The following is a 25563-nucleotide window of genomic DNA, read 5'->3' as shown; positions in this document are numbered from 1 at the left end:
GAAAATCAAGATATATCTTGTAGCAGTTTTTAGAAAAGTAAGATGCGAGGGCCATCGCCCTCGCGCTCCCTTTAATGGCTGCGTTGCGTGCCAGGTTCAGCCTTGCGCCCAGTTTGCCGCGCCGCAGGCTTTCGAAACGAGAGCGAGGCTCCACCGTTCCATGTTCTCACTGCCTGCGGCGCCGTGCGTCACACAGGTGGAGAGGCAGGGCGCACCATTTCGGCGCCACCACCCTATCGTCGGAAGACGTCATGGGAGCGCGAGGGGGTAACCCCCTCGCACTTATTCTTTTTAAAACTTACCCAAGTGCCCCATTGAAAGCGATCTCCGCCACCGGCAGCCGGGGGCTGGGCGCCTCACGCGCGGCCAGCGCCTCGGGCAGGGTCGAGGGGTCCCCGCGACGACCGATGGCCACGGCGACCTCGACCTTATAGCGCTCCCCGGCCCCGGTGATCTCTCCGGCGCGGGCGGCATCGAAGCCGGCCATGGCGTGAGTCGCGAGCCCAAGACGAGTCGCCTGCAGCGCAAGGTAACCCCATGCCGCGCCCGCATCGAAGCTGTTCGTGCCAGCGGGCTTGTACTCGGTGGAGCCGGGCGCAGCGATCAGCGTGTCGGAGAGGATGAACACCAGCGCGGCGGCGTTGGAGGCCCAGGTGGCGTTGAAGGGCAGCAGGGCCGAGACGTAATCGTCCCAATGCGCGTCGCCCTTCACCGCCCAGCCAAAGCGCCAGGGCTGATAGTTGTAGGCCGAAGGGGCCCAGCGCGCGGCCTCGAACAGGGGCTTCAGGTCGGCCTCGGTCAGGGTCGAGCCGTCGAAGGCGCGGGGTGACCAGCGGGCCAGGAAATATTCGTCGATGGGATGGTCGGCAATACGGGGAGCGGTCATCGATAGCCTTTCTCGTGAAGGATTACGGTGGTGTCTGCGCAGGGAAGCTAGCCCATCGCCGAGGCAAGCGCGACGGGGCCGCCAAAAAAGAATTGCTTTCAGACCCACTATCTCTACTGATTTGATGGAGTATATGGGATCGTCATAGATCAGCCGCCTTCACAACAGGGTTTACCATAAGATGCCGGTCAATCTGCCCACCAATCTGCTCCGCAGTTTCGTCGCCATCGTCGATGCCGGTTCGATGCTCAGCGCATCGCACAAGGTCTTTGTGACGCAATCGGCGCTCAGCCTGCAGATCAAGCGGCTGGAGGAACTGCTGCGGCAGAACCTGTTCCTGCGCGAGGGGCGACGCCTGTCGCTGACCCCGGCGGGCGAGCTGATGCTGGATTACGCCCGCAAGGTGCTGGTGCTGCATGACGAGGCGGTGGCGACGATCAGCGCGGGCCATTTCGCCAGCCCGACGCGCATCGGCGTGGCGCAGGATTTCGCCGAGACGCTGCTGACCGGGCTGCTCTCGCAATTTGCCGACCATCATCCGGGCACGCAGATCTATTCGCGCGTGGCCGACACGCAGGATCTGCTGGTGCAGTTGGAGCGCGGCCAGATCGACATCGTGCTGGGCTTTGCCCAGGCCGCCGACGAGCGCGCAATCGCGCATACGGCCATGGCCTGGTACGGCAATGCCGATCTGCTGGAGCAGCCGGTGCTGCCGCTGGCGGTGCTGGAGGCGCCCTGCCGCTTTCGCGATGCGGCGCTGCGCGCGCTGGAGAAGGCGGGCATTCCCTATCGCATCGCGGTGGAAACGCCGCATCTCACCGCCCTGCGTACAGCGGTGGAGGCCGGGCTGGGCATCACCTGCCGCACGCAATTGTTCCTGACCGAGCCGCCGTTGCAGGCCGGGCCGATGCAGAAGCGGGTGCTGCCCGCCCTGCCCCGCCTGTCCTGCATTCTGCAGACCGCGCCGCGGCTGGATATCGCCACCGGGCAACTGGCGCGGCTGGCGCATCAGGCGATGGTGGCGTTGTAATCAGCGCTCCGCTTGCAGGCGTGCCACCAGCGCCTGCGCGGCCTCGCTGACCTCATCCCAGGTCTGGGCGAAATCCTCGGGGCCGCCGTAATAGGGGTCGGCCACCGACTGCCCCTCCTGCCCCGGCACCAGATCGAGCAGCAGGCCCAGATGCGCCGTCGCTCCGGCGGGACGCAATTTTTGCAGATCGTCCAGATTGTTACGATCAAGCGCGAAGATATGGCTGAAGCGGGTGAAATCCTCGCGGCTGACCTGACGCGCGCGATAGGCGCTGATGTCGATCCCCTGCTCCAGCGCCTGAGCGCAGGCGCGCGGGTCGGGCGCATGGCCCTTGTGCCAGCCGCCGGTTCCCGCTGAATCCACCATGACATTGAGCCCCGCCTCTTGCGCCGCCTGCCGAAAGGCAGCCTCGGCCAGCGGAGAGCGACAGATGTTGCCAAGACAGACGAACAGGATCGATGGTTGCTGCATACCCTCGGGCATAGGCGAGCCCATGCCGCCTGTCATGCCCCGGATCCGAGAGAAAGGCCGGCTCCGAGCCAGGCGGGGCTCCGCGTCCATGCGCCAGCCACGAAGTCCCGCCCTTTGCCGATTCGCCCTGCCGCCTGCATCGGCCGAGCAGGGTCCTTAGTATCTCAATTTCGCAAGTAGACAATCACCCCGCGACCAAAAGACCGCCCTATTCGACGGATGGAGTAAGCCGCCGTAAACCCACGAAATCCGCCACACAGACGCGGATTTGACACATGACTTTCAGCTCATCGCACAAGAGGCTAGGGTTGAATTGATGACCCAGCCTGCCCCGCTCCAGCCCTCACCCGAATCGGCCCAGCCCGGCCCCAGCCCGGTGATGGAGCGCCATCCCGACATCGCCCGGCTGATCCGCCTGTTCTATGGCCGGGCGCGCGAGGATGCGCTGATCGGCCCGGTGTTCGAGCAGGCGGTGCACGACTGGGAGGCCCATCTGCGCGCCCTCACCGCTTTCTGGGCAGCGCAGTTGCGCGGGCGCGGCACCTATCGCGGGCAGCCTGTCGCCGCCCATATCGCGCTGGCGCAGCGAATCGCCCCCGGCATGTTCGAGCGCTGGCTCACCCTCTGGCGCCAGACCGCGCGGGAGGTGATGACCGAGGACGACGCCGCCCTGCTGATCGAAAAAGCCGAACGCATCGCCGGCGTGCTCTCCAGCGCGGTTGCGGACAGGCGGGCAGAGAGCCCGACATGAACGGGCTGCTCTACGCCTTTATCGCCTGCTTTCTGGCGGGCTGCGGCGCGCGCGATCAGGTGCTGGTCGCCGCCCTGACCGACCGCCTCGGGCCGCGCCTCTCGCTGCTGGCCATCGCCTGCTTCACCGGAGGGCTGACCTGCGCTCTGGCGGCCTGGGCGGCGGACGATCTGGCAGGCGTGATGAACCACCGCAGCCGGCTTTTGTTGGCCAGCTTCGCGCTGGCGGCGGCGGGCGTTGAATCGCTGCTGGTCTCGCCGGGGCGCCGGGCCAAGGAGCCCACGCGCTCGCTCTTTGCCGCGCTGCTGGTGCTGGCGATCAGCCAGATCGTCGATGCCTCGCGCTTTATCGTGCTGGCCATCGCGCTGCTCCATGTGCCGCTGTCCGCCGCGCTGGGGGGCATGCTGGGTGGCGGGGCAGCGATTGCCATCGGCTGGTTCGGCGCCGGTCCCTTGCTGGCGGCCAGCACCACGCTGAAACTGGCGCGGCGCCTTGCCGGAGCGATCCTGCTGCTGGCGGGGATCGTGCTGGCATGGACGACATTGGGCGAGCTTTGAGTCTGTTTGAAAATCCGGCGGAAGAGCCGGATTTTGCGGCACCAGCCCTCTCCCCCGCCCGGCCACCCATAGAATACTGCCGTTGGGTGGCCGGGCGGGGGAGAGGGCTGGTGCCGCGCTGACCATGCGCAAAGCGCATGGTCCAAACCGACTCTCTGATCGGAAATACCGATCAGTCTCGCCACGCTTGCAACCTTAACCAAGCCCGCGCAATAAACTACACAGCTTCAAGCACATGCCATTCCCCCCGCAGGAGAGCACCATGACGAACAATGCCACCGCCGCCCTGGTCGACAGCCTGAACGGCCTGCTGGCCGACCTCTTCACGCTCTATGTGAAGACGAAGAATTTCCATTGGCATGTGCGTGGCCCCCACTTCCGCGACCTGCACCTGCTGTTCGACGCGCAGGCCGCCGAAATCTTCGCCCTGACCGACATCATCGGCGAGCGCGTGCGCAAGAACGGCGCCCCCACGCTGACCGGCATTGGCGCCATCGCCGACAAGGCCAGCCTGAAGGACGAGCCCCGCGCCGATCTCGCCCCCGAGGAGATGGTCGCCCAGCTTCGTGACGACAACGCCAAGCTGGTCGAGGTGATCCGCGCCGTGAAGGCCGCCGCCACCGCCGCGGGCGACAACGCCACCGAAGGCGCCGCCGACGACTGGACCGACCAGGCCCAGCAGCGCCACTGGTTCCTGGCCGAAACGCTGGCCTGATCCGCAAGATGTCCGGCGGGTGCCGTTGCGTACCCGCCGGATTTTGCGCGATCTTAACCCCTGCCGCCTAAACCCCGGCGCCATGACCAAGCTGCTTCCCGCCGCCGCCCCCCTCGCCTTGGCCGCGCTGGCCATGCTGGCCACCAGCCCCGCCACCGCCCAGCAGAACTACATCCAGGGCGCCAAGCCCTATCTGCTGGTCGAAACCGGCGAACGCTTCGACCGGCTGCAAAGCGCCATCTTCGCCATCGGCAAGGGCAAGGGCACCATCCGCATCGATCCGGGCCGCTGGGACGATTGCGGCGTGCAGGTCGAGGGCGACGTCACCTTCGAGGCCGCCATCCCCGGCAAGACCCGCTGGGCCGGGCCCCGAGTCTGCGAGGGCAAGGCCGCGCTGGTGCTGCGCGGGCGCTCCTCCCGCGTGACCGGCTTCATCTTCGAGAACTTCCACAGCGGCGACGGCAATGCCTCGGGCATCCGCCTCGAACACGGCAACCTCACCGCCGAGCAGAACTGGTTCCGCAACAGCGACGAGGGCATCCTCACCTCCGACCAGCCCGGTGGCACGATCTCCATCGACCGCTCGACCTTCACGCACCTTGGCCGCTGCGGCGGCTATGCCTCCTGCGCACACTCGATCTACATCGGCGGATACAATCAGGTCATCGTCACCCACTCTCGCTTCGAGGCGGGCGACGGCGGGCATTATCTCAAAGTGCGCGCCGCCCGTGTGACGATCACCGGCAACAGCTTCGACGACACCGCCGGGCGCGCGACCAACTATATGATCGACCTGCCCGAGGGCGCGACCGGGCGTATCGCTGGCAACTGGTTCGTGCAGGGCTCGCATAAGGAAAACGGCGGCGTGCTGATCGCTGTCGCCGCCGAGCATCGCGCGCAATCGTCCGCCGGGCTGACCATTGAAGCCAATACGGCGAAGCTGTCGCCCGGTTCGCCCGCCGGGCCCGCCTTCGTGGCGAACTGGTCGCGGGATCAGGTGATCGTTGGAGGGAATCAGTTGGGGCCGGGGATTGTGAAATACGTCCAGAGGTGAAGGGGTTTAAGAAGGGAAGATGCGAGGGCCATCGCCCTCGCGCTCCCTTTAATGTCTGCGTGGCGCCACAGGTTCGGCGTTGAGCACAGCTTGCCGCGCCGCAGGCCTTCAATCCATGATTCGACTGCCTGCGGCGCTTTAGGTCGCACAGGTGGAAAGGCAGGGCGCAACAATTCGGCGCCACTGCCCTTGCGTCGGAAGACGTCATGGGAGCGCGAGGGGGTAACCCCCTCGCATCTTCTCTACCTTGACCCTACTTCAACAAATGCCCCGACCGATCCCGCTTGGTCGCGAGATACCGCTCATTATGCGGATTCGCGGGCAGTTCGTGAGGCACGCGCTCGATCACCGGCACGCCCACTCCCGTCAGCGCTTCCACCTTGGCGGGATTGTTCGTCATCAGGCGGATGCCCTTCACCCCCAGCAGCGCCAGCATGCGCGCCGCCACCGGGAAGTCCCGCGCCTCGTTGGGCAGGCCCAGGCGGTTGTTCGCATCCACAGTATCGAAGCCCTGATCCTGCAGGCGATAGGCGCGCAGCTTGTTGATCAGGCCGATACCGCGCCCCTCCTGCCGCATATAGAGCAGCACGCCCCAACCGCCCTTGCCGGCCTCATCCGCCATGGCCGCCAACGCGGCGTCAAGCTGCGGCCCGCAATCGCATTTCAGACTGCCGAGGACATCGCCGGTCAGGCATTCGGAATGGAGACGCACCAGCGGCGCGCGGTCGCCGCTCTGCTTGCCGATCACCAGCGCGACATGCTCGCGCAGATCGTTGATGCTGCGGAAGGCGACGATCTCGGCCTGGTCGCAGGCCGAGACGGGCAGGCGCGCCCGGCTGGCGATGGCGAGATGATCGGTGTTCTTCCAGTCGGCCAGATCCTCGGCCTCGACGCTCTGGGCCTCGCCCGCGCCCGTGGGGTCGATCAGGAAGGCGGGGAGGATGCCCGCGATGCGTGCCAGTTCATTGGCGGCGCGGGCGACGGCCACATCGGGGATCGGCTCGGCGCGGAAGGGGCCCTTGAGCGGAAAGTCGAGATCCAACGACGGGTCGGCAATGGCGCGGGCGGTGGCCAGATCGAAAGGCTCGGCGGCGCGGATCACCACGGGGGCCTCGGGCTCGGCGGCGTCGCGCTGGTTGGCGAGGCGCAGCGAAACCGCCCGTGCCGCACTGATCAGCATGCGCTCGGCGCGCAGGTCGGGGCCGAAGCCGGTCTCGGCGGGGATCAGCACCCACGCGCCGATGCGAATCGCCCAGCCGTGGCGCAGCGCATCGACGGCCAGCGCCACGCGCCGCGCCGGGCTGCTCACAGATCGAACTCGGTGATGAGCGGCACGTGATCCGAGCATTTCTCCCAGTCGCGCGCGTCCTCGATGATGCGGTGGCCGGTCGCCTTGGCCGCGACCGAGGGCGAGGCCCACATATGGTCGAGGCGGCGGCCGCGATCGTTCTCGCGCCAGTCCTTGGCACGGTAGGACCACCAAGAGTAATAGCGCGCCGGGGCAGGCACCAGCTGGCGGCCCAGATCGACCCAGTCATGCGCCGCCTGGAAGCGGGCCAGCGTCTCAACCTCGATGGGGGTGTGGCTGACGACTTTCAGCAGCGCCTTGTGGCTCCACACATCCGATTCGAGCGGGGCGATGTTGAAATCGCCGACGATCAGCGTGGGCTCGGCCACGGCGCCCGCCCAGCCGATCATGCGTTCGAGGAAGTCCAGCTTCTGGCCGAATTTGGGGTTGATCGTGCGGTCGGGCTCGTCGCCGCCGGCCGGGATATAGACGTTCTCGATCACCAGACCGGAATCCTTCAGGCGCACGCCGACGTGGCGCGCCTCGCCGTTCGCCTGCCAGTCGTGGCGGTCCACCTCCTCGAAGGGGATGCGGCTGACGGTGGCGACGCCGTGATAGCCCTTCTGCCCATGCACCGCGTGATAGGGATAGCCCGCCGCGGTGAAGGCGTCATAGGGGAAGAGCTCGGCTATCGTCTTGATTTCCTGAAGGCACAGCACATCGGGTGCTTCATCCTTCAGAAAGCGTTCGACCAGCGGCATGCGGAGCCGCACCGAATTGATGTTCCAGGTGGCAACGGTGATCATGCGCGCCATGTAAGGGCATGGCGCCCGCCTGACCAGAGCGACTGGCGCATCACGCTCATGAAAAAACAAAAGTAGCGGGCAACGAAAAACCCTCGTCCCGGGGGCATGGGGACGAGGGTTCGTGTCTGCGTTCGTCACGCATATCAGGCGGTCTGTCTTGGGGCAGCGGGCAACAGGGGGGAAACCCGCCTTGTCATTCCGTCCTGACAAGAGTTGTTCTAGGGTAGTTTGCCTGTCTGCCAAGTGAACGAAGCTGGCAGGATTGTCGCAGATTGTCATAAAGCTGCGGCAAACCGCGACCGGTTTGACATGAAAAAACCCCGCCCTGGCGATGGCCGGAGCGGGGTTTTGTATGAAATCAAGGGATTAACTTTATTTGTGAGGCCGCGCCCTTGTATCAGTGTAGCGGAAGTAATCTTCGGGCGGATTCACATTGTACTGCTGGCCCGAGAGCGCGATTCGCGTCTGGCGATTCTGCGCGTCACGCGTGGTCCATGATTCGAGCTCCATCCCGCCCGGCGCACTGCCCTTGCGGCGAAACACCAGCGTCATGGTGCCAAATTCGGGGTGAGCCTTGTCCTTGGCCTCGATGGCGATGGCGCCGGGATCATTGGTCGGCACCTGCCGCGCGAATCGGGCGACATCCTTGTTGGGATCGAGCAGCGCGCCCAGCGGGCTGTTGTTGATCGGCCAGCGCTGGGTCTGGTTGACCTCCTTGTCGATCATGAACAGGGCGTGCCCGTCGGACAGGATCGTCATCGGATAGCCGGGCTGATACTGGAAGCGGATCTTGCCGGGGCGCTTGAGGTAGAGCGTGCCGCGCACGCTGCCGCCGTTCGAATCGCTCTGCACGAAATCGGCCTTGAGCGCGGCGATCGCGCGCAGCGCCGCCACGGCCTCCGCCACCTGGGCATTGCCGGGCTGCGGGGCGTCTGCCGCCATGGCGGGAACGCCAGCCGCAGTCACCATGGCTACAGGAGCCACGACACCACGCAAAAAGGCCGCCAACCCCATGGGCAGCAGCCTCTTCGCGAATGCCCCTCCAAACGGGTTGGTCGGGGCGCTCAGGTTCGAAACCTGTCTTTCATTCATCCGGGTCATGTCCTGCGCTGTGTCAGCGCAGGCTTGAACCCGCGCTGAATTACTTGATCTTGGCTTCCTTGAACTCGACATGCTTGCGCACGACGGGGTCATACTTCTTGAACACGAACTTCTCGGTCGTGTTCCGGGGGTTCTTCTTCGTCACATAGAAGAAGCCGGTGTCGGCGGTCGAGACCAGACGGATCTTGACGGTTGCGGGCTTTGCCATGGCGCTTTCCTAAATTCCCTGCCTGACTGCCCCACCGCCACGGCCTTGCCGCCATGCCAATGTACAGTCTGTAAAAATCAGCAAAAGCGGCAGGCACAGGCCCACCGCCCTTCAAGGCTGTGCCCCTTGGCTTAGCCGCGTGACAGAGTCAAGCGCGAAGAGCCAAAGCGCTGCAATCGGACATTCAGTCTGCCCCCTCAGTCCGGGAGGCCGCGCGAACGCCCCCAGCCGCGCACCGGGCCATCGCCGATCCGGCCGACGACATGGGCGCCGATCACCAGCGCCAGAGCGCCCAGCGCCGCCGCGCCAAGGGAAAGCAGGCTAAGGCCCGTGAGCAGGCCCTCACTGTCCAGCGCGCCCGCCAGAACGGCGCCCAAAGCGCCCAGCGCCGCGTGAAGCAGCACACCACCAGTACGGAATACGAGACCAGCCAGAGCGCCCAACACGGCGCCTGCCAGCAGCATGACAAGAAGGGTCATCGCAGCACCTCCAACAGCCCCCTGTCATTCAACAGGATAGGCCAATCGGAGTTCCGCGCCAAGAGGCCTCTGACGCGCCGGAATCGCATCCCGGCGCGAATCGGGGCCTTTACGAAAGCCTGCGCGAATCAGGCGTGACTGAGCCAGAAGATGGCAACCGCGCCCAGAATGATGCGATAGATCGCAAAAGGCAGGAAGCCCGAGCGGCTGACATAGCCCACAAAGGGCTTCAGCACCGCCAGCGCCACCACGAAGGACACCACCGAGCCGATGGCGATCTGGGTGAAGCCCACTTCAGCCACGCCGCTGGAAAGCTCATGACGGTGGTCGAAGAGCTGCTTGGCGGTGGCACCGAACATGGTGGGAATCGCCAGGAAGAAGCTGAACTCGGCCGCCGTGCGGCGCTCGACGCCCATCGACAGCGCGCCCATGATCGTCGCGCCCGAACGGCTGACGCCCGGCACCATCGCAAGACACTGCATGAAGCCCACCGCCAGCGACTTGGTCCAGGGCAGATCGGCCAGCCCCATCGGCTTGCCCTGCCTGACCAGCTTCTCGATCACGATGATCGCGAGGCCACCGACCAGCAGCGCCCAGGCGATGACGATCGGCGTTTCCAGCAGCGCATCGATCTTCTTTTTCAGCAGCACGCCCAGAATCGCCGAGGGGATAAAGGCGACCAGAATGTTGCGGACAAAGCGGATGGCCCCCGCCTCACCGCGCAGCAGGCCCTGCACCACCGCCCAGATCGTGCGCCAATAAACCACCACAACCGCCAGAATCGCGGGCAACTGGATGACGATGTTGAACACCTCCCAGGGGCGTTCGTCGTAGCCGAAGAATTTGGTGGCCAGCACCAGGTGCCCGGTCGAGGAGACCGGCAGGAATTCGGTCAATCCCTCGACAATGCCGAGCAGGATGGCGGTGGTCGTCAACGACATGGAGCAGCTTTCCTATGGGGGAGAGGAAGACAGGGAGCAAATGGGCCTGCGCCCCGAATCACCGTTACAGTTCAACGGAAAGCGCGTTCTCGTCAAATTGCAAAGCTGCAAGGCGAGCATAGAGTCCGCCCGCCCGCGCCAGCTCGTCATGGCGGCCCACCTCGACGATGCGGCCGCCCTCCATCACCACGATGCGGTCGGCCGCGCGCACGGTGGAGAGGCGATGCGCGATCACCAGCGTGGTTCGGCTGGCCATCAGCCGATCGAGCGCATCCTGCACCAGCCGCTCGCTCTCGGCATCCAGCGCGCTGGTGGCCTCGTCGAGCAGCAGGATCGGCGCCTCGCGCAGCAGGGCGCGGGCGATGGCGATGCGCTGGCGCTGGCCGCCCGACAGGCGCGCGCCGCCCTCGCCCAGGAAGGTGTCGAGGCCTTCGGGCAGATCGCGCAGGAAGCTCTCGGCATTGGCGGCGGCGGCGGCATCCCAGATCTGGGCATCGCTGGCGTGCCAATTGCCATAGCGCAGATTGTCACGCGCGCTGGCGGCGAAGAGTGTGCCCTCCTGAGGCACCAAAGCGATGCGGCGGCGGATGTCGGCAGGGTCGGCGCGGTCAGCGGCACGCCATCCAGCTTGATCGCACCGGTCGCCGGGTCATAGAAGCGCTCGGCGAGTTGGAAGATGGTGGACTTGCCCGCGCCCGAGGGGCCGACGATGGCCACCGTCTCGCCCGGCTCCACCTTCAGGGTGAAATCGTTGAGCGCGGTGTATTCGGGCCGCGTGGGGTAACGGAAAGTCACGCCCTCGAAGCTGATCGCGCCCCGCGCCGGTTCGGGCAGCACGATGGGCCGCGCCGGCGCCGCAATCGCGGGCTTTTCCTGCAACAGTTCGGAGAGACGGCTGGCGGCACCCGCCGCGCGCACCAGATCGCCGTAAACCTCGGACAGGGCACCAAAGGCCCCCGCCACCACGCCGCCGGTCAGCACGAAGGCGGCGATGGTGCCGCCGGTGATCTCATGGCGGGCCACGCCCACGGCGCCGCGCCACATCAGCAGGTTGAGCGCGCCCATCACCAGGAAGATCACCACGCTGGTCATGGTGGCGCGGATCGCAATGCGGCGCTTGGCGGTCTCGAAGGTGCGCTCCACCGTGGCGGAGAAACGGTCGGATTCGAGCTTTTCCTGATTGAAGGCCTGAACGATGCGCGTCGCCCCCAGCACTTCGGAAACCAGCCCGCCGATCTCGGCCACCCGGTCCTGACTGGAGCGCGAGGCGCCGCGCAGCCGCCGTCCGAACAGGGTGATGGGCGCCACCACGCAGACGATGCCCAGCACCAGCCACAGCGTCAGCCGGGGCGCCAGCAGGAACAGGAACAGAATGCCCCCCGTGCCGGTGATCAGATTGCGCAGCGCCATCGATGCGGTGGAGCCCACCGCCTGCTCGATCAGCGTGGTGTCGGAGGTGAGGCGGCTGGAAATCTCGCGCGGGGAGTTTTCCTCGAAGAAGCTGGGAGGCAGGCGCAGCAGGTTCCGCTGCACGGCGATGCGGATATCGGCGACCACCCGCTCGGCCAGCCAGCTCACATTGTAGAAACGCAGCGCCGTGGCCAGCGCCAGCACCAGCACCACGCCCATCAGCCCCTCGAACCAGATGGCGATGTCCTCGGGCTGCTTGCCCGGCGCGAAGGCCCGGTCGATGATCAGGCGGAACATCATCGGCACGCCAAGCGTTGCCGCCGAAGAGGTGACGAGCGCGAAAAGCGCCATGCTCACCCGCCCCGGATAGGCCGCGGCCGCCCGCCAGATCATGCGTAAAGCGCCCAGTTTGCGGGCGTCACGCGCGCTCTGCGAGGCCGGAACGTCGGGTTCGACCCCGGAAACGGCATCACTGGCGCTAAGCGCGGTGTCGGCGGCTGGAGCGGGCGCGTCGATGGTCATGGCCCGAGCCCCTAAAACATTTCCGGGGCCGATGGAATGGCGCGCGATCAAACAGGGCCAAGGAATGCGCCGTTAATTTTACGCGCGATCGCGTAAAATCGTTCGGCGCGACACCTTTGTGCATTGCAACATGGCGCAATCGGTCCCACATCTCATGTCAAGCGGCAGCAAGACCGCCCGCCGGATCGCCCTGGCCGGCATGCAGGAAAGTGCCAATGCTTTATAATATTTATGAAATGCAGCGCAGCTTGCTGTCGGGCGCCAGTGCCTGGGCCTCGGTGATGGCCGAAACTGTCACGAATCCCTCCATCGGCCCCTCGCTTCTGGGCATGGGCCCGGTGATCGCCAGCGCGCTGGACGTCTTCGCCCATGCCGCCATGCCGCGCGGCAAGCCCACCTTCGACATCGAGACGATCACCGTCGACGGCAAGGAGCATCCGGTCGTCGAAGCCATCGTGCAGCACCGCCCCTTCGGCAATCTGCTGCGCTTCACCCATGACGGCCTGCCGGAGGACGCCCCGCGCCTGCTGATCGTCGCGCCGATGAGCGGGCACTATGCCACGCTGCTGCGCGGCACGGTGGCGCGCATGATGGAACGCTCGGTGGTCTACATCACCGACTGGGCCGATGCGAAGATGGTGCCCGGTGAGGCCGGCAGCTTCGACCTCGACGATTACATCGACTATCTGATCGGTTATCTCGAACATATCGGCCCCGGCGCGCATATGCTGGCGGTCTGCCAGCCCAGCGTGCCCGCGCTGGCCGCCACGGCGGTGATGGGCGCCAACAAGCATCCCGCCCGCCCCCGCACGCTGACCCTGATGGGCGGCCCGATCGACACGCGCGAGGCGCCCACCAGCGTCAATGACGTCGCCACCGACCGTCCCCTCGCCTGGTTCCAGAACGCGGTGATCGCCACCGTGCCGCTGCATTACCCCGGCGCGGGCCGCAAGGTTTACCCCGGCTTCCTGCAGCTCGCGGGCTTCATCTCGATGAACCTGCAGACCCATCTGATGAGCCACTGGCAGATGTTCCGCCACCTGGTCGATGGCGACGGCGAAGGCGCCAACAGCTCCAAGGCCTTCTATGAGGAATACCGCAGCGTCTGCGACATGACGGCGGAATTCTACCTCCAGACCATCGAGCATGTGTTCCAGAAGCATTCGCTGCCCAAGGGCGAGTTCGTCCATCGCGGCGAGCGCATCGATCTGGGCGCGATCACCGACACCGCCCTGCTGGCCGTGGAAGGCGAGCGCGACGATATCTCGGGCATCGGCCAGACGCGTGCCTCGCTCAAGCTGACGCCGGGCCTTGCCGAGAGCCAGAAGCGCTATCTGCTGGTGGAGAAGGTCGGCCATTACGGCATCTTCAACGGCTCGAAATGGCGCACCATCATCGCCCCGGTGGTGGAAGGCTGGATGAAGACCCATGGCGGCGAACCCGCCAGCGCATCAGCGCCGGCTTCGGCCACCGCTCCGCGCAGCCGGATCAAGGCGGTCAAGTAAAAGGGATCACCGGGCGGGGCGCGAGGAAAACCGCGCTTCGCCCGTTCCCTTACTGCCCGTCCGAACCGCCGCCCCCGCGCCGGGTGAAGTCGAAGCGGATGCTCACCCACTCACCCACCTGCGGCTTGCCGTTCACGCGCGGCGGCCATACCAGGAACTGCCACGCCGCCTGACGCAGACCTCGCGCCAGACCAGAGCCGCGCGGGCTTTCCTCCAGCTCCTGACAGTCCTCGACATGGTAATGGTCGATGGTGCGGCAGGCGATCACCGCATAGGCGCCAAAGGGCCGCTCGCCCTTCAGATAGGGGCCCATCTCGGCATCGGTCGGCTCGCGATACCAGCGCGCCGGATAGAGATGCACCCCGCCCGGACCATTGCCCGCGCCCTGACCCCCGCCCGAACCGCCACCACCGCCATTGCCCCCGCCGCCATTGCTGGCCACCTTGGGCATCTTGCCGATGTCGGAGGAGGCCATCTCCTCGTGGCTCATATGGATGAAGCCGGGCGTCACCGGCGCAGGTGGAGGCGGCGGGACATTCTCCTCGGGCTTCTGCAAGGGCGCTGGCGGGCGCTGCGCCACAGGCGTGTTATGCGCGACCTCGGTCTTCTGCGGCGCCTGCGGAGTCTTCTTCTGCTCCTGATCCTGCGACAGGCTCAGCGAAACCAGATGCCCCTGGCCCGGCCCCGAACCCGGCCCCACCACGCCCAGCTCCAGCAGAACCAGCGCAAACAGCAGCAAAATCGCCAGCGATAGCAGCGCCGACACGGTGCGATCACGCAAGCGGCGTTGTCCGGCAAAAGAGACGGGCAGGCTAATCGGTCGAACCTTTCATGGCCGCCTGATGTGGAGCAAGGGCGGCGCGGGAATCGGGGCGCATGGGGCATAGAGCCTGCTTCCCCCAGTGGAAAGCGTAAGATGTACGGTTGATTTACCGAACAAGGTTGAGCGGGCGGGATTCAAGGGGGAAGGAATCAATGCGAGGGTGTTACACCCTCGCGCTCCCTTTAATGTCTGCGTGGCGCATCGGGTTCGGCCTTGCGCCCGGTTTGCCGCGCCGCAGGCAGGAATTGAGGAATTGAATGCTTGCGGCGCCTTAGTTGGCGCAGGTGGAGAGGTGGGGCGCAGCATTTCGGCTCCCCTGTCCTATCGTCGGAAGACGTCATGGGAGCGCGAGGGGGTAACCCCCTCGCATCTTCTTATTCCTCTACCTCCAAAAGCGCAGCCACCCCCTGCCCCCCGCCGACACACATCGTCACCACGGCGTGACGCACCCCGCGCCGCCGCCCCTCGATCAGCGCATGCATCACCAGCCGCGCCCCGGTCATGCCATAGGGGTGCCCCAGAGCCAGCGCCCCGCCATTCACATTGAGCCGCTCTTCGGGGATGCCGAGCGCATCGCGGCAGAGGATCGCCTGCACGGCGAAGGCCTCGTTCAGCTCCCACAGACCGATGTCGTCCATGGTCAACCCGTGGCGCTCCAGCAGGCGGGGAACGGCAGCGATGGGGCCCAGCACCATGTCTTCGGGCGCTGTGCCCACTGACACCATGCCCTTGAAACGCCCCAGCGGCACCAATCCGTGCGCGCGGGCGGCGGTGGCGCTCATCATCACCACGGCGGCGGCGCCATCGGAAAGCGGGCTGGAATTGCCCGCCGTCAGCGCATCGGTGCCGGCCGCCGGGCTGAGCCGGGCCAGAGCGCCGAGCGACGTGCCGGGGCGGACGCCCTCGTCGCGCTCGATCAGGCGACCATCGGGCAGGCGGACGGGCACGATCTCGGCATCGAAGGCGCCGGCCTCCCGAGCGGCGGCGGCCTTGCGGTGCGAGGCGAGCGCATAGGCGTCCATTGCCGCGCGGGTGACATCGTGGCGGGCGGCGACGGTCTGGGCGGTGTCGATCATCATCATGCCCGCGCCGGGGTGCGTGGCCAGCAGGGCGGGATCGGGGTCGTAGCGGAAGGCGCCGGTCTGGATCTGGCTGATCGAGTCCTGTCCGCCCGCCACCAGCACCTGCGCGTCTCCGGCGCGGATGGTGCGCGCGGCGATGGCGATGGCGGCGAGGCCCGAGGCGCATTGGCGGTCGATGCTCATGCCCGGCACGCTGTGAGGCAGACCCGCGCGCAGGGCGGCAAGGCGCCCAAGGTTGGGGCACTGCCCGCCCTGAAGCATGGCCGCGCCCCAGATCACATCCTCGATTGCCTCGCCGGGGACGCCCGCGCGCTCGACGGCGGCGGCGATGGCATGGGCGCCCAGCGTGACGGGGTGGATCGCGGCCAGACCGCCGCGAAATGCACGGCCAATCGGCGTGCGCGCGACCGCGACGATGACGGCATCTTCGTTAAGGGCAGACATGGTGGCCGCGCTGTGGGCCTGCCTGCCGCGCTTGGCAAGAGGCTGGAACCTAGCCCGCGCGCAGCGAAGCCGCCTGCATCCGCATGCCCGGCGCCCCGGCAGGCGCAGGATGGCGCCGGTCATTCACCTGCCTCACCAGCGCGATCTGCAGGCCGATCAGCATATAGACGAAGGGCTGGAAGGCGATGCCCACAAAGGCCGCGCCCAGCAGATAGGTGATATGCCCCTGCTGCAGGGCGACGGCCATGCCGTAATCCTTGCGGTCGCCCGGATCGGTGGATTTCCTCAGCCGCCGCTGCACGCCCTCAAGCTGCAGGATGCCGCTGATCTGCAGGGTCAGCCACAGGATCAGGCCGGGCCAGCCCTGTTCGCCCAGCATCTCGAAATAGGAGGAGTGGAAGGCGCGGCCCTGATCCTTGGTCTGGGTCGATTGCACGGTGGTCACCCCGCCGCCGCCCGCCGAGGTGTCCTGCGTGTTGATCACCAGCTTGTTGGCGCGATAGACCTCGAAACCGCCGCCGAAGGGATGATCGGCGGCATAGCCCAGAGTCCAGGCCCAGACGGCCAGACGGGTGGCCGCCGATTCGTCGGCCTTGTTGTTCTCGATGGTGTTCATGCGCGCGGTGAAGCTGTGCGGCAGGAAGGGAATGGCGATCACCGCCGCCACCGCCATCAGCCCGATGTAGAGCATGCGGTTCTTGGCCGAGCGCAGCATCAGGATCGCCAGCAGGCCCGCGCACATCAGCCCGGTACGCGCCTCGGTGCCGACGGGGATCAGCAGGGCCGCGAAGGAGAGCCCCAGCGCGAAAAGCCGCGTGCGCCATTCGGGCGGAAAGACCGTGCTTTCCTTCGCCAGCCACAGCGCCAGTGGGATCAGCGAGACCGCCACGCAGGAGAGGATCGAGCCTTCATACAGCCCGGTGTTGTCGTTGATGAACAGCTTCAGCTCGCCATAGCCGCCGCCGCCGCCCAGCGTTTTCAGCCCGCCATCGATGATGATTGCTCCGGCGGAAAGCACCATCACCAGCGCGGCGGCCTCCAGCCTCAGGCGGGTGGTCAGCGTCAGCGGCAGGAAGATGGCGAAGACCAGCGCCTTCCACACCCAGTCCCACTTGCCCGCCGCCGCATCGGGGAAATCGGCGGTCTGGGTGCTGATGCCGCAATAGATCAGCAGCATCAGCATCAGGACCTGACGGAAGGAGAAGCGGACGTTCTGCTTGTCATCGAACATCGCCCAGCCCACCAGGGCCAGCACAAAGGCCACCAGCGAGATGGGAATGGCGGCAAGCTGCGCGAAGGGCATCTTCTGCGGCGCCAGAATATCGACCCACAGATAGAACAGTACCCAGATGAAGGGCCGCCGCAGCCCCATGGCGATGAGGTACAGCGCGAAAAGCGCCAGCAGCAGGTTAAACATGCCGGTTCCCCCGGCCCAGCCCCGGCAGGCGCATCACCCCGACCCGGTTGCGCTCGCCCTCTGCCCGAGGCGGGGCACCCGGCAGCGACGACGGGGTACCCGGCAACGATGGCGTGGCGGAAGGCGATTCGGCCTCCGCCTTGCGCTGCGGTTCGCGGTCCAGATCGGCGCGCGAGAGCAGGCGGATGATGGCGATCACCAGCAGCAGATGCGTGATGCCGATGGCCAGATCATCGATCAAAGGCTGAGATCCTGCTGCGCACTTGCCCGTGCCATCGGGCGACACTCCCAGCGCCATGGCGCCACTTTGCTCCGGATGCCTAGCAGATGAGCGGTTGACGGAGCGTTAAGCCTTCGCATTTTAGAGATCGCAACCATGACCCGCGTGCTCCACATCCTCGACCACTCGCTGCCGATGCACAGCGGCTACACCTTTCGCACGCGCGCGATCCTGACCGCGCAAAAGGCGCTGGGGCTGGAGGTGCGCGGCATCACCGGCCTGCGTCATACACTGGACGGGCCCGATACCGAAGAGGCCGAGGGGCTGACCTTCCACCGCACACGCGGCGAGGCCAAGGGCCCGGCAGGCCTGCGCGAATGGCGTGAAGTCGGCCTGCTGGCCGATGCCATCGTCGAACTGGCGCGGGCATGGCGGCCCGATGTGCTGCATGCCCATTCCCCGGCGCTCTGCGGGCTGGCCGGGCTGCGCGCCGCCAAAAGGCTGGGTATTCCACTGGTTTACGAGATTCGCGCCTTCTGGGAAGACGCCGCCGTGGGCAATGGCACCGGGCGCGAGGGCAATCTGCGCTACAACCTCACCCGCAAGCTGGAGGATTATGTCGTCGGCCGCGCCGATGCCGTTGTGACGATCTGCGAGGGGCTGAAGCAGGATCTGGTTGCACGCGGCAATGCGCCGGAACGCATCACGATCATGCCCAATGGCGTCGATCTGACGCTGTTCGGCGATCCGCCCGCGCGCGACGAGAATTTCGCCCGCGATCTGGGGCTGGGCAGCGGGCCAGTCATCGGCTTTATCGGCAGTTTCTACGATTATGAGGGGCTCGACGATCTGATCGATGCCATGCCGGTGCTGATCGGGCATCACCCCGACGCCCGCCTGCTGATGGTGGGCGGCGGCCCCCGCGCGGAAGCCCTGCGCGCTCAGGCCGAGGCCAGCCCGGCGGCGCCGGCGATTCGCTTTGTCGGCCGCGTGCCACATCAGGAGGTGGAGCGTTATTACGCGCTCTGCGACATCATGGCCTATCCGCGCAAAAAAAGCCGACTCACCGATCTGGTCACGCCCCTGAAACCGCTGGAGGCCATGGCGCAGGGCAAGCTGGTCGCGGCCAGCGATGTGGGCGGCCATCGCGAGCTAATCGCGGATGGCGAAACCGGTACGCTTTTCCCGCCCGACGACCCGAAAGCCTGCGGCGAGGCACTGGCCGGGCTGCTTTCGGACCGCTCCAACTGGGACCATCGTCGTGTCGCCGGGCGCAATCATGTTGCGCAGCGCCACGATTGGCACCACAATGTTTCTCGTTATCTCGGTGTTTACCAACTCTTGATAGATCCGGGCAACAATAGCACCCATGCAAGTGGCCCTCAGGGGCTGCAGACGGCATGATGGCTCAATGATGGCATAGCGCGATGGACGGGACACAGGCTTTGGCAGATCAGGCTTTTCTTGGTGGCAGAAAACCCCAGCCCCTGACCGGACACCCGGCCTTCACCCCCTTTGTCGTCGCGTGGTTCGCCGCACTTTTCGGCCTGTCGTCGCTGGCGATTCGCGGCTCGCTGCTGGAAAGCTGGGTGATGGCCGCCCGCCTCGACCTGATCGTGCCCGCCGCCGCCCCGCCCTTGGGGATGACCGCAAGGCTGCTGGTGGCGCTGGGCTTTGCCGTTCTGGGCAGCGGCATCGGCTGGCTGGCCGCGCGCATCCTGCGCCCGGCACGCCATGACGGCGACGGCGGCTTCCAGTTGCGTTCGCGCGACCGCCATCCCGACCATCCCGCCCGCCCGCCGATCAGCGCTCATGCCGAGCTGGGCGACGAGGGGCTGGGCCGCGCCGATGCGCCGCGCTCCTACGAAGAGCCGCAGCGCGAGCCTTATCCGATCGAGACCTTCCGCTCGGCCTATGCCGAGGTTCCGGCGCTGGCCGAGCCCATTCAGCCGCAGGCCTTTGCCGTCGAACTGCCGCCCGCCACGCCCTTCACCGACGAGCCTTTCCTCGAGGATATGCCCTCGGCGGCGCCGGCTTTCGCAGAAGCACCCGCCATCGCGGCGCCAGCCATCGAGATGCCCGCCTTCGCTCCGGCGATGGCCACCGGTCACACCGCCGCCGTGCCCGATTTCGTGTCGCCGCTGGCGCTGCCCGCCGTTCCGGCGCTGGCCGAGCCCGCGCCCTATGCACCCGGCGCCATCGCCTATCCGCCGCCGCCGCCCGCCGGTCCGATCAGCGAGGCTCCCTTCTCGCCCTATCCTGCTCCGGCCTGGGACGAAGCCCATGGGCTGAGCGAGGCGCAGGAGCATGAGGCCCTGTCCGACATTCCCGTCATCACCCCCTTCCCGCTGATGGCCGTGCCCACCGTGCATGCGCCGCATGAGGCCGAGGATGATGCCGCGCAGGAAGCGTGGCAGAGCCTGCCCCCGCTGGTCAGCGACAGCGATCTGGAGCAGCAGGCCCAAGCCGCGCGCGACCAACAAGCCGCCCGCGACCAGCAGACCGCGCGCGAACAGGCCAACAAGCGCCATGATGCCGAACGGCTGCACACGCATCTCGCCTCGGTCACGCCGATCCGCCCGCCGCTGCATCTGGCGACCCCGGACGACCTGCCCGCCCGCGCGCCCGAGCCCGCCGAGCTGGAAGCAGCCGTCGAGGATGAACCTGCCACAATGATCGGCGCCACGCCGGTGCATCCGCGCGCCCATGCCGAGGAACGCATCGGCCAGGCCGCGCTCGACGATCTGAGCCATGTCGAGTTGATCGAGCGCCTGGCCCTGGCCATGCGCAAGCATGAGGGTCAGGCCGAGGCTCACGACGAATCGCCGGTTCCGCTGCCGCTGCGCAATGCGGCCGCTCAAGGGCGGGCGCTGGCGGCTCAGGCCGATGATATGGCAGGCACGCAGGCCAGCCTGCGCTCGGCGCTGGCCGCGCTGCGCGAAGTTAAATAATTACGCGCACAGCACCGATTACGCCACTTTCTGCACAAGCCTTACAGGCACGAATTGCTATTCCTTACAACTCTGGCCGGAAATGTGCCCCGGATGGGGCCTTTCCCGGTTGCCAAATGCCCCTGCAATCGGCATGGGGCAAATTGCGCATTTCGGGCCGTAACGGGCGGCCGCGATTCGCGCTCCAAACAGAGTTAGGCTAGGATATCGCCGTGGGAATCGGCGGTGTCCCATGTTGCAGGAAAGATAATCGATGGGTTTTCCAGAGCCCCAGGGCCTCTACGATCCGAAGAACGAGCACGACGCGTGCGGTGTTGGTTTTGTTGCGCATATTAAAGGCGCCAAAAGCCACGAGATCATTACCCAGGCCCTGGAGATTCTGAAAAACATTGACCATCGCGGCGCCGTCGGTGCCGACCCGCTGCTGGGCGACGGCGCGGGCATCCTGATCCAGCTTCCCGACGCGCTGCTGCGCGACTGGGCGACCGGCGCTGGCCTCACCCTGCCCAAGCCCGGCGACTATGCCGTGGCCATGTGCTTCCTCCCTCAGGATGAGGCGAGCCAGAAGTTCATCGTTGAAACCTTCGAGAAGTTCATCGCCAAGGAAGGTCAGCATCTGATCGGCTGGCGCGATGTGCCGGTCACGATGGACGGTCTGGGCAAGGCCGTGCTCGATTCGATGCCGGTGATCCGCCAGTGCATCGTGGGCCGCGGCGAGAACTGCGCCGATCAGGACGCCTTCGAGCGCAAGATCCTGGCGATCCGCAAGCAGACCCAGAACCCGCTGGCGGCGCTGGCCGAAAAGCACGGTCTGCCCGGCCTGACCGAGCTGTACATGCCCAGCTTCTCGACCCGTACCATCGTGTACAAGGGTCTGCTGCTGGCCACGCAGGTCGGTTCCTTCTACAACGACCTGGTCAACCCGCTCTGCGTTTCGGCGCTGGGTCTGGTGCACCAGCGTTTCTCGACCAACACCTTCCCCAGCTGGAAGCTGGCGCATCCCTTCCGCTTCATTGCGCATAACGGCGAAATCAACACCGTGCGCGGCAATGTGAACTGGATGAACGCCCGCCGCCGCATCATGGAATCCGAGCTGCTGGGCCCGGATCTCGACAAGATGTGGCCGATCATCCCGCACAACCAGTCGGACACGGCCTGCCTCGACAATGCGCTCGAGCTGCTGCTGGCCGGTGGCTATAGCTTGGTGCATGCGATGATGATGCTGATCCCGGAAGCCTGGGCCGGCAATCCGCTGATGGATGCGCAGCGCCGCGCCTTCTACGAATATCACGCCGCGCTGATGGAACCCTGGGACGGCCCCGCCGCCGTGGCCTTCACCGATGGCCGCCAGATCGGCGCCACGCTGGACCGCAACGGTCTGCGCCCCGCGCGCTTCATCGTCACCAAGGACGATGTGGTGGTGATGGCCTCGGAAAGCGGCGTGCTGCCGATCCCCGAGGAGAGCATCCTGCGCAAGTGGCGCCTCCAGCCCGGCCGCATGCTGCTGATCGACTTCGAGGAAGGCCGCATCATCGAGGATGAGGAGATCAAGGCCCGCCTCACCAGCGAGGAGCCCTATCAGGAGTGGCTCGATCAGGCGCAGTACAAGCTGAAGGATCTGGAAGTCGTCGAGCCTGAACTGGCCGCGCTGCCGACGGAATCCACCAGCCTGCTCGATCGCCAGCAGGCCTTCGGCTACACGCAGGAAGACGTCTCGCGCTTCCTCGAGCCGATGGCTGTGGTTGCTGACGATCCGATCGGCTCGATGGGCACCGACACGCCGATCGCGGTGCTGTCGCGCAAGTCGCGCCTGCTGTTCGATTATTTCAAGCAGAACTTCGCTCAGGTCACCAACCCGCCGATCGACCCGATCCGCGAGGAGCTGGTGATGAGCCTTGTATCGATGATCGGTCCGCGCCCCAACCTGCTGGGCCGCGAGGCGGGCACGCACAAGCGTCTGGAAATCGATCAGCCGATCCTGACCAACGACGACATCGCCAAGATCCGCAGCGTGGAAGCCGCCCTCGACGGCGCCTTCCGCACCGCCACGATCGACACCACCTGGGACGCCAAGGCTGGCGCTGCCGGTCTGGAGCAGGCGATCAAGGAAATGTGCTGGGCCGCCACCGAGGCGGTGCTGGCCGACAAGAACATCCTGATCCTGTCGGACCGCGCCCAGAACACCGACCGCATCGCCATGCCCTCGCTGCTGGCGACGGCGGCGATCCATCACCACCTCGTCCGTCAGGGTCTGCGCATGCAGGTTGGTCTGGTGGTCGAGACGGGTGAGGCCCGCGAAGTGCATCACTTCTGCGCTCTGGCCGGTTTCGGCGCCGAGGCGATCAACCCCTATGTGGCCTTCGAGACCCTCGAGGATATCCGCATCCGCAAGGAGCTGCCGCTGACCACCTATGAGGTTCAGAAGAACTTCATCAAGGCGATCGGCAAGGGCATTCTGAAGGTGATGTCCAAGATGGGCATCAGCACCTATCAGTCCTACTGCGGCGCGCAGATCTTCGACGCCATCGGCCTGTCGAGCGCCTTCATCGCCAAGTACTTCACCGGCACCGCCACCACCATCGAGGGCGTGGGCCTGCTCGAAGTGGCCGAGGAAACCGTGCGCCGCCACGCCGTGGCCTATGGCGACAACCCGATCTACAAGCATATGCTCGATGTGGGCGGCATGTATCAGTATCGCCTGCGCGGCGAGGACCATGCCTGGACGCCGGAGAATGTCGCCAGCCTGCAGCATGCGGTGCGCGGCAACACGCCTGAAAAGTATCGCGAATTTGCGGATTCGATCAACGATCAGGCGCAGCGCAACCTCACCATCCGTGGGCTGATCGATCTGAAGCCCGGCGACAAGGCTGTGCCTCTCGATGAGGTCGAGCCCGCCAGCGAGATCGTGAAGCGCTTTGCCACCGGCGCGATGAGCTATGGCTCGATCAGTTGGGAATCGCACACCACGCTGGCCATCGCCATGAACCGCATCGGCGCCAAGTCGAACACCGGTGAAGGCGGCGAGGACCCCGCGCGCTTCAAGCCGCTGCCCAATGGCGACACGATGCGTTCGGCGATCAAGCAGGTGGCCTCGGGCCGCTTTGGCGTGACGACCGACTATCTGGTCAATGCCGATGACATCCAGATCAAGATGGCTCAGGGCGCCAAGCCCGGTGAGGGCGGCCAGCTTCCGGGCCAGAAGATCGACAAGACCATCGGCAAGACCCGCCACTCGACGCCGGGCGTGACGCTGATCTCGCCGCCGCCGCATCACGACATCTATTCGATCGAGGACATCGCTCAGCTGATCCACGATCTCAAGAACGTGAACCAGCGCGCCCGTGTTTCGGTCAAGCTGGTGTCGGAAGTGGGCGTGGGCACCGTGGCCGCGGGCGTCTCCAAGGCGCGCGCCGACCATGTGACGATCTCGGGTTACGAGGGCGGCACGGGTGCTTCGCCGCTCACCTCGCTGACGCATGCCGGTTCGCCGTGGGAGATCGGTCTGGCCGAAACCCAGCAGACGCTGCTGCTCAACAATCTGCGTTCGCGCATCTGCGTGCAGGTCGATGGTGGCCTGCGCACCGGTCGCGACGTGGCGGTGGGTGCGCTGCTGGGCGCTGACGAGTTCGGTTTCGCGACGGCTCCGCTGATCGCGGCAGGCTGCATCATGATGCGCAAGTGCCATCTCAACACCTGCCCGGTGGGCGTTGCCACGCAGGACCCCGTCCTGCGCGCCCGCTTCACCGGCCAGCCCGAGCATGTGATCAACTACTTCTTCTTCGTCGCCGAAGAGCTGCGCGCGATCATGGCCGAAATGGGCTTCCGCACCGTCGCCGAGATGGTGGGCCGCGTCGATCGCCTCGATATGAAGAAGGCGATCAACCACTGGAAGGCGCAGGGCATCGATCTGGGCAAGCTGCTCCATCAGGTGCCGCTGGGTGACAGCCCCTCGCTGGGCTGGACCGGCACGCAGGACCACGGTCTTGAGGCGGCGCTGGACAATGAGCTGATCTCGGCCAGCGCCGATGCGCTGATCGAGGGCAAGCCGGTGCGGCTGGAGCGCAATGTCATCAACGTCAACCGCACGGTCGGCGCGATGCTCTCGGGCGAGGTGGCCAAGCGTTACGGCCATGCCGGTCTGCCGGACAACACCATCCACGTCAGCCTGAAGGGCGTGGCCGGGCAGAGCTTCGCGGCCTTCCTGGCGCATGGCATCACGCTCGATCTGGTGGGCGATGCCAATGACTATGTCGGCAAGGGCCTCTCGGGCGGCCGCGTGATCGTGCGCCAGCCGGCGCATGTGAAGCGCGATCCCACCCAGAACATCATCGTGGGCAACACGGTGATGTATGGCGCGATCTCCGGCGAGGCCTTCTTCAACGGCGTGGCGGGCGAACGCTTTGCCGTGCGCAACTCGGGCGCCATCGCGGTGGTCGAGGGCACGGGTGACCATGGCTGCGAATACATGACCGGCGGCGTTGTGGTTGTGCTGGGCAAGACCGGGCGCAACTTCGCGGCAGGCATGTCGGGCGGTATCGCCTATGTCTATGACGAGGAGGGCAATTTCGCCGATCTCGCCAACAAGGCACAGGTCGATCTGCTGCCGGTCAAGCTTGGGCGTGACGAGGACGAAGGTGCCGGTCGCCCCGGTCAGCGCACCGTCAGCGTCAACGATCTGGGCATGGGCGACATGCTCTACCATGACGCGGATCGCCTGCGCATCCTGCTGGAACGTCATCACCTGCACACGGGCAGCCAGCGCGCTCGTGACCTGCTCGACGACTTCGACAATGCTGTCAGCAAGTTCGTCAAGGTCATGCCGCGCGATTACGCCGGTGCATTGAAGCAGATGGAAGCCGAGCGCCTCGCCGCCGCCTCCGTCGCCGCCGAATAAGGGTTAGA

General features: G+C 66.1%; 21 protein-coding genes and 1 pseudogene. 9 read left to right on the top strand and 13 right to left on the bottom strand.

The genetic code is table 11. The features are described 5' to 3' along the window. Window positions 1-298 precede the first annotated feature (298 nt). A complete protein-coding gene (locus ABDW49_RS02610; RefSeq protein WP_343609510.1) occupies window positions 299-886 on the bottom strand; it encodes a nitroreductase family protein in 588 nt (195 codons plus the stop codon). A 181-nt stretch (window positions 887-1067) separates the two neighbouring features. Here ABDW49_RS02610 and ABDW49_RS02605 point away from each other — a divergent pair, with 181 nt between their 5' ends. Next, the gene (locus tag ABDW49_RS02605; RefSeq protein WP_343609509.1) at window positions 1068-1916 is read left to right on the top strand and encodes a LysR substrate-binding domain-containing protein; all 849 of its coding nucleotides are present in this window, start codon (window positions 1068-1070) and stop codon (window positions 1914-1916) included. Here ABDW49_RS02605 and ABDW49_RS02600 read toward each other — a convergent pair whose 3' ends face one another. Further along, entirely contained in the window at window positions 1917-2387 is a 471-nt protein-coding gene (locus ABDW49_RS02600) for a low molecular weight protein-tyrosine-phosphatase (RefSeq protein WP_343614097.1), read from the bottom strand. A 316-nt stretch (window positions 2388-2703) separates the two neighbouring features. Between ABDW49_RS02600 and ABDW49_RS02595 the strand changes: the two genes are divergently transcribed. The 4 genes from ABDW49_RS02595 (at window position 2704) to ABDW49_RS02580 (ending at window position 5464) form a co-directional block, all read left to right on the top strand. Next, a complete protein-coding gene (locus ABDW49_RS02595; RefSeq protein WP_343609508.1) occupies window positions 2704-3138 on the top strand; it encodes a group III truncated hemoglobin in 435 nt (144 codons plus the stop codon). Then, window positions 3135-3695, top strand: coding sequence for a hypothetical protein (locus ABDW49_RS02590; protein WP_343609507.1), 561 nt, complete (start codon window positions 3135-3137; stop codon window positions 3693-3695). Before ABDW49_RS02595 ends, ABDW49_RS02590 begins: the two co-directional genes overlap by 4 nt. A gap of 262 nt (window positions 3696-3957) precedes the next feature. Further along, window positions 3958-4410, top strand: coding sequence for a DNA starvation/stationary phase protection protein (locus ABDW49_RS02585; protein ID WP_343609506.1), 453 nt, complete (start codon window positions 3958-3960; stop codon window positions 4408-4410). 82 nt (window positions 4411-4492) lie between these two features. Further along, a complete protein-coding gene (locus ABDW49_RS02580; RefSeq protein WP_343609505.1) occupies window positions 4493-5464 on the top strand; it encodes a right-handed parallel beta-helix repeat-containing protein in 972 nt (323 codons plus the stop codon). 253 nt (window positions 5465-5717) lie between these two features. Here the strand turns inward: ABDW49_RS02580 and ribA are convergent, their stop codons facing one another. The 7 genes and pseudogenes from ribA to ABDW49_RS02545 form a co-directional block, all read right to left on the bottom strand. Beyond that, window positions 5718-6812: a GTP cyclohydrolase II gene (gene ribA / locus ABDW49_RS02575; RefSeq protein WP_343609504.1), complete on the bottom strand. Its 1095-nt coding sequence runs from the start codon at window positions 6810-6812 to the stop codon at window positions 5718-5720. After that, window positions 6770-7558 carry an exodeoxyribonuclease III gene (locus ABDW49_RS02570; RefSeq protein ID WP_343609503.1) on the bottom strand — a complete coding sequence of 263 codons (789 nt, stop codon included), beginning with the start codon at window positions 7556-7558 and terminating at the stop codon, window positions 6770-6772. Before ABDW49_RS02570 ends, ribA begins: the two co-directional genes overlap by 43 nt. A 372-nt stretch (window positions 7559-7930) precedes the next feature. After that, on the bottom strand, window positions 7931-8527 hold the full coding sequence (locus ABDW49_RS02565; RefSeq protein ID WP_343609502.1) for an outer-membrane lipoprotein carrier protein LolA: 597 nt from the start codon (window positions 8525-8527) through the stop codon (window positions 7931-7933). A gap of 172 nt (window positions 8528-8699) precedes the next feature. Continuing rightward, the gene (rpmG, locus tag ABDW49_RS02560; RefSeq protein ID WP_068089980.1) at window positions 8700-8867 is read right to left on the bottom strand and encodes a 50S ribosomal protein L33; all 168 of its coding nucleotides are present in this window, start codon (window positions 8865-8867) and stop codon (window positions 8700-8702) included. 197 nt (window positions 8868-9064) lie between these two features. Further along, window positions 9065-9346, bottom strand: coding sequence for a hypothetical protein (locus ABDW49_RS02555; protein WP_343609501.1), 282 nt, complete (start codon window positions 9344-9346; stop codon window positions 9065-9067). Window positions 9347-9474: 128 nt separating this feature from the next. Then, window positions 9475-10287 (bottom strand): undecaprenyl-diphosphate phosphatase, encoded by an 813-nt coding sequence (locus tag ABDW49_RS02550; protein WP_343609500.1) that lies wholly within the window; start codon window positions 10285-10287, stop codon window positions 9475-9477. Between the two features lie 64 nt (window positions 10288-10351). After that, window positions 10352-12090: pseudogene (locus ABDW49_RS02545) on the bottom strand (ABC transporter transmembrane domain-containing protein). Between the two features lie 344 nt (window positions 12091-12434). Between ABDW49_RS02545 and phaZ the strand changes: the two are divergent. After that, on the top strand, window positions 12435-13724 hold the full coding sequence (gene phaZ, locus ABDW49_RS02540; protein WP_343609499.1) for a polyhydroxyalkanoate depolymerase: 1290 nt from the start codon (window positions 12435-12437) through the stop codon (window positions 13722-13724). 49 nt (window positions 13725-13773) lie between these two features. On the opposite strand, the gene ABDW49_RS02535 is transcribed toward phaZ, so the two are convergent. The 4 genes from ABDW49_RS02535 to ABDW49_RS02520 all read right to left on the bottom strand — a co-directional run bounded on the left by ABDW49_RS02535 (window position 13774) and on the right by ABDW49_RS02520 (window position 17731). After that, complete coding sequence (locus tag ABDW49_RS02535; protein ID WP_343609498.1) at window positions 13774-14505, bottom strand: hypothetical protein; 732 nt, start codon at window positions 14503-14505, stop codon at window positions 13774-13776. Window positions 14506-14921: 416 nt separating this feature from the next. After that, on the bottom strand, window positions 14922-16073 hold the full coding sequence (locus tag ABDW49_RS02530; protein ID WP_343609497.1) for a thiolase family protein: 1152 nt from the start codon (window positions 16071-16073) through the stop codon (window positions 14922-14924). A gap of 49 nt (window positions 16074-16122) precedes the next feature. Next, window positions 16123-17490: a putative O-glycosylation ligase, exosortase A system-associated gene (locus ABDW49_RS02525; RefSeq protein WP_343609496.1), complete on the bottom strand. Its 1368-nt coding sequence runs from the start codon at window positions 17488-17490 to the stop codon at window positions 16123-16125. Further along, window positions 17483-17731 carry a hypothetical protein gene (locus ABDW49_RS02520; protein ID WP_343609495.1) on the bottom strand — a complete coding sequence of 83 codons (249 nt, stop codon included), beginning with the start codon at window positions 17729-17731 and terminating at the stop codon, window positions 17483-17485. Before ABDW49_RS02520 ends, ABDW49_RS02525 begins: the two co-directional genes overlap by 8 nt. 135 nt (window positions 17732-17866) lie before the next feature. Between ABDW49_RS02520 and ABDW49_RS02515 the strand changes: the two genes are divergently transcribed. The 3 genes from ABDW49_RS02515 to gltB all read left to right on the top strand — a co-directional run bounded on the left by ABDW49_RS02515 (window position 17867) and on the right by gltB (window position 25555). Further along, window positions 17867-19114 (top strand): TIGR04063 family PEP-CTERM/XrtA system glycosyltransferase, encoded by a 1248-nt coding sequence (locus ABDW49_RS02515; RefSeq protein WP_343609493.1) that lies wholly within the window; start codon window positions 17867-17869, stop codon window positions 19112-19114. Between the two features lie 23 nt (window positions 19115-19137). Continuing rightward, window positions 19138-20661 carry a hypothetical protein gene (locus ABDW49_RS02510; protein ID WP_343609491.1) on the top strand — a complete coding sequence of 508 codons (1524 nt, stop codon included), beginning with the start codon at window positions 19138-19140 and terminating at the stop codon, window positions 20659-20661. Between the two features lie 253 nt (window positions 20662-20914). After that, on the top strand, window positions 20915-25555 hold the full coding sequence (gene gltB, locus ABDW49_RS02505; RefSeq protein ID WP_343609489.1) for a glutamate synthase large subunit: 4641 nt from the start codon (window positions 20915-20917) through the stop codon (window positions 25553-25555). Window positions 25556-25563 lie beyond the last annotated feature (8 nt).

This window comes from Novosphingobium sp. (assembly GCF_039595395.1).
In the GTDB taxonomy this organism is placed as follows: Bacteria; Pseudomonadota; Alphaproteobacteria; order Sphingomonadales; family Sphingomonadaceae; genus Novosphingobium.
The sequence above is the reverse complement of the archived record's forward strand: the minus strand, read 5'-3'. Positions and strand labels throughout refer to the sequence as shown.

Bases quoted from the DNA above. Each gene is read 5' to 3' on its own strand.
- ABDW49_RS02525 (WP_343609496.1), bottom strand. From the start codon at position 17,490: ATGTTTAACCTGCTGCTGGCGCTTTTCGCGCTGTACCTCATCGCCATG.
- ABDW49_RS02600 (WP_343614097.1), bottom strand. From the start codon at position 2,387: ATGCAGCAACCATCGATCCTGTTCGTCTGTCTTGGCAACATCTGTCGC.
- ABDW49_RS02550 (WP_343609500.1), bottom strand. From the start codon at position 10,287: ATGTCGTTGACGACCACCGCCATCCTGCTCGGCATTGTCGAGGGATTG.
- ABDW49_RS02595 (WP_343609508.1), top strand. From the start codon at position 2,704: ATGACCCAGCCTGCCCCGCTCCAGCCCTCACCCGAATCGGCCCAGCCC.
- ribA (WP_343609504.1), bottom strand. From the start codon at position 6,812: ATGCTCGGATCACGTGCCGCTCATCACCGAGTTCGATCTGTGAGCAGC.
- ABDW49_RS02515 (WP_343609493.1), top strand. From the start codon at position 17,867: ATGACCCGCGTGCTCCACATCCTCGACCACTCGCTGCCGATGCACAGC.
- ABDW49_RS02610 (WP_343609510.1), bottom strand. From the start codon at position 886: ATGACCGCTCCCCGTATTGCCGACCATCCCATCGACGAATATTTCCTG.
- ABDW49_RS02590 (WP_343609507.1), top strand. From the start codon at position 3,135: ATGAACGGGCTGCTCTACGCCTTTATCGCCTGCTTTCTGGCGGGCTGC.
- ABDW49_RS02510 (WP_343609491.1), top strand. From the start codon at position 19,138: ATGGACGGGACACAGGCTTTGGCAGATCAGGCTTTTCTTGGTGGCAGA.
- ABDW49_RS02530 (WP_343609497.1), bottom strand. From the start codon at position 16,073: ATGTCTGCCCTTAACGAAGATGCCGTCATCGTCGCGGTCGCGCGCACG.
- ABDW49_RS02565 (WP_343609502.1), bottom strand. From the start codon at position 8,527: ATGGTGACTGCGGCTGGCGTTCCCGCCATGGCGGCAGACGCCCCGCAG.
- ABDW49_RS02570 (WP_343609503.1), bottom strand. From the start codon at position 7,558: ATGATCACCGTTGCCACCTGGAACATCAATTCGGTGCGGCTCCGCATG.
- ABDW49_RS02580 (WP_343609505.1), top strand. From the start codon at position 4,493: ATGACCAAGCTGCTTCCCGCCGCCGCCCCCCTCGCCTTGGCCGCGCTG.
- ABDW49_RS02585 (WP_343609506.1), top strand. From the start codon at position 3,958: ATGACGAACAATGCCACCGCCGCCCTGGTCGACAGCCTGAACGGCCTG.
- ABDW49_RS02605 (WP_343609509.1), top strand. From the start codon at position 1,068: ATGCCGGTCAATCTGCCCACCAATCTGCTCCGCAGTTTCGTCGCCATC.
- rpmG (WP_068089980.1), bottom strand. From the start codon at position 8,867: ATGGCAAAGCCCGCAACCGTCAAGATCCGTCTGGTCTCGACCGCCGAC.
- gltB (WP_343609489.1), top strand. From the start codon at position 20,915: ATGGGTTTTCCAGAGCCCCAGGGCCTCTACGATCCGAAGAACGAGCAC.
- phaZ (WP_343609499.1), top strand. From the start codon at position 12,435: ATGCTTTATAATATTTATGAAATGCAGCGCAGCTTGCTGTCGGGCGCC.
- ABDW49_RS02555 (WP_343609501.1), bottom strand. From the start codon at position 9,346: ATGACCCTTCTTGTCATGCTGCTGGCAGGCGCCGTGTTGGGCGCTCTG.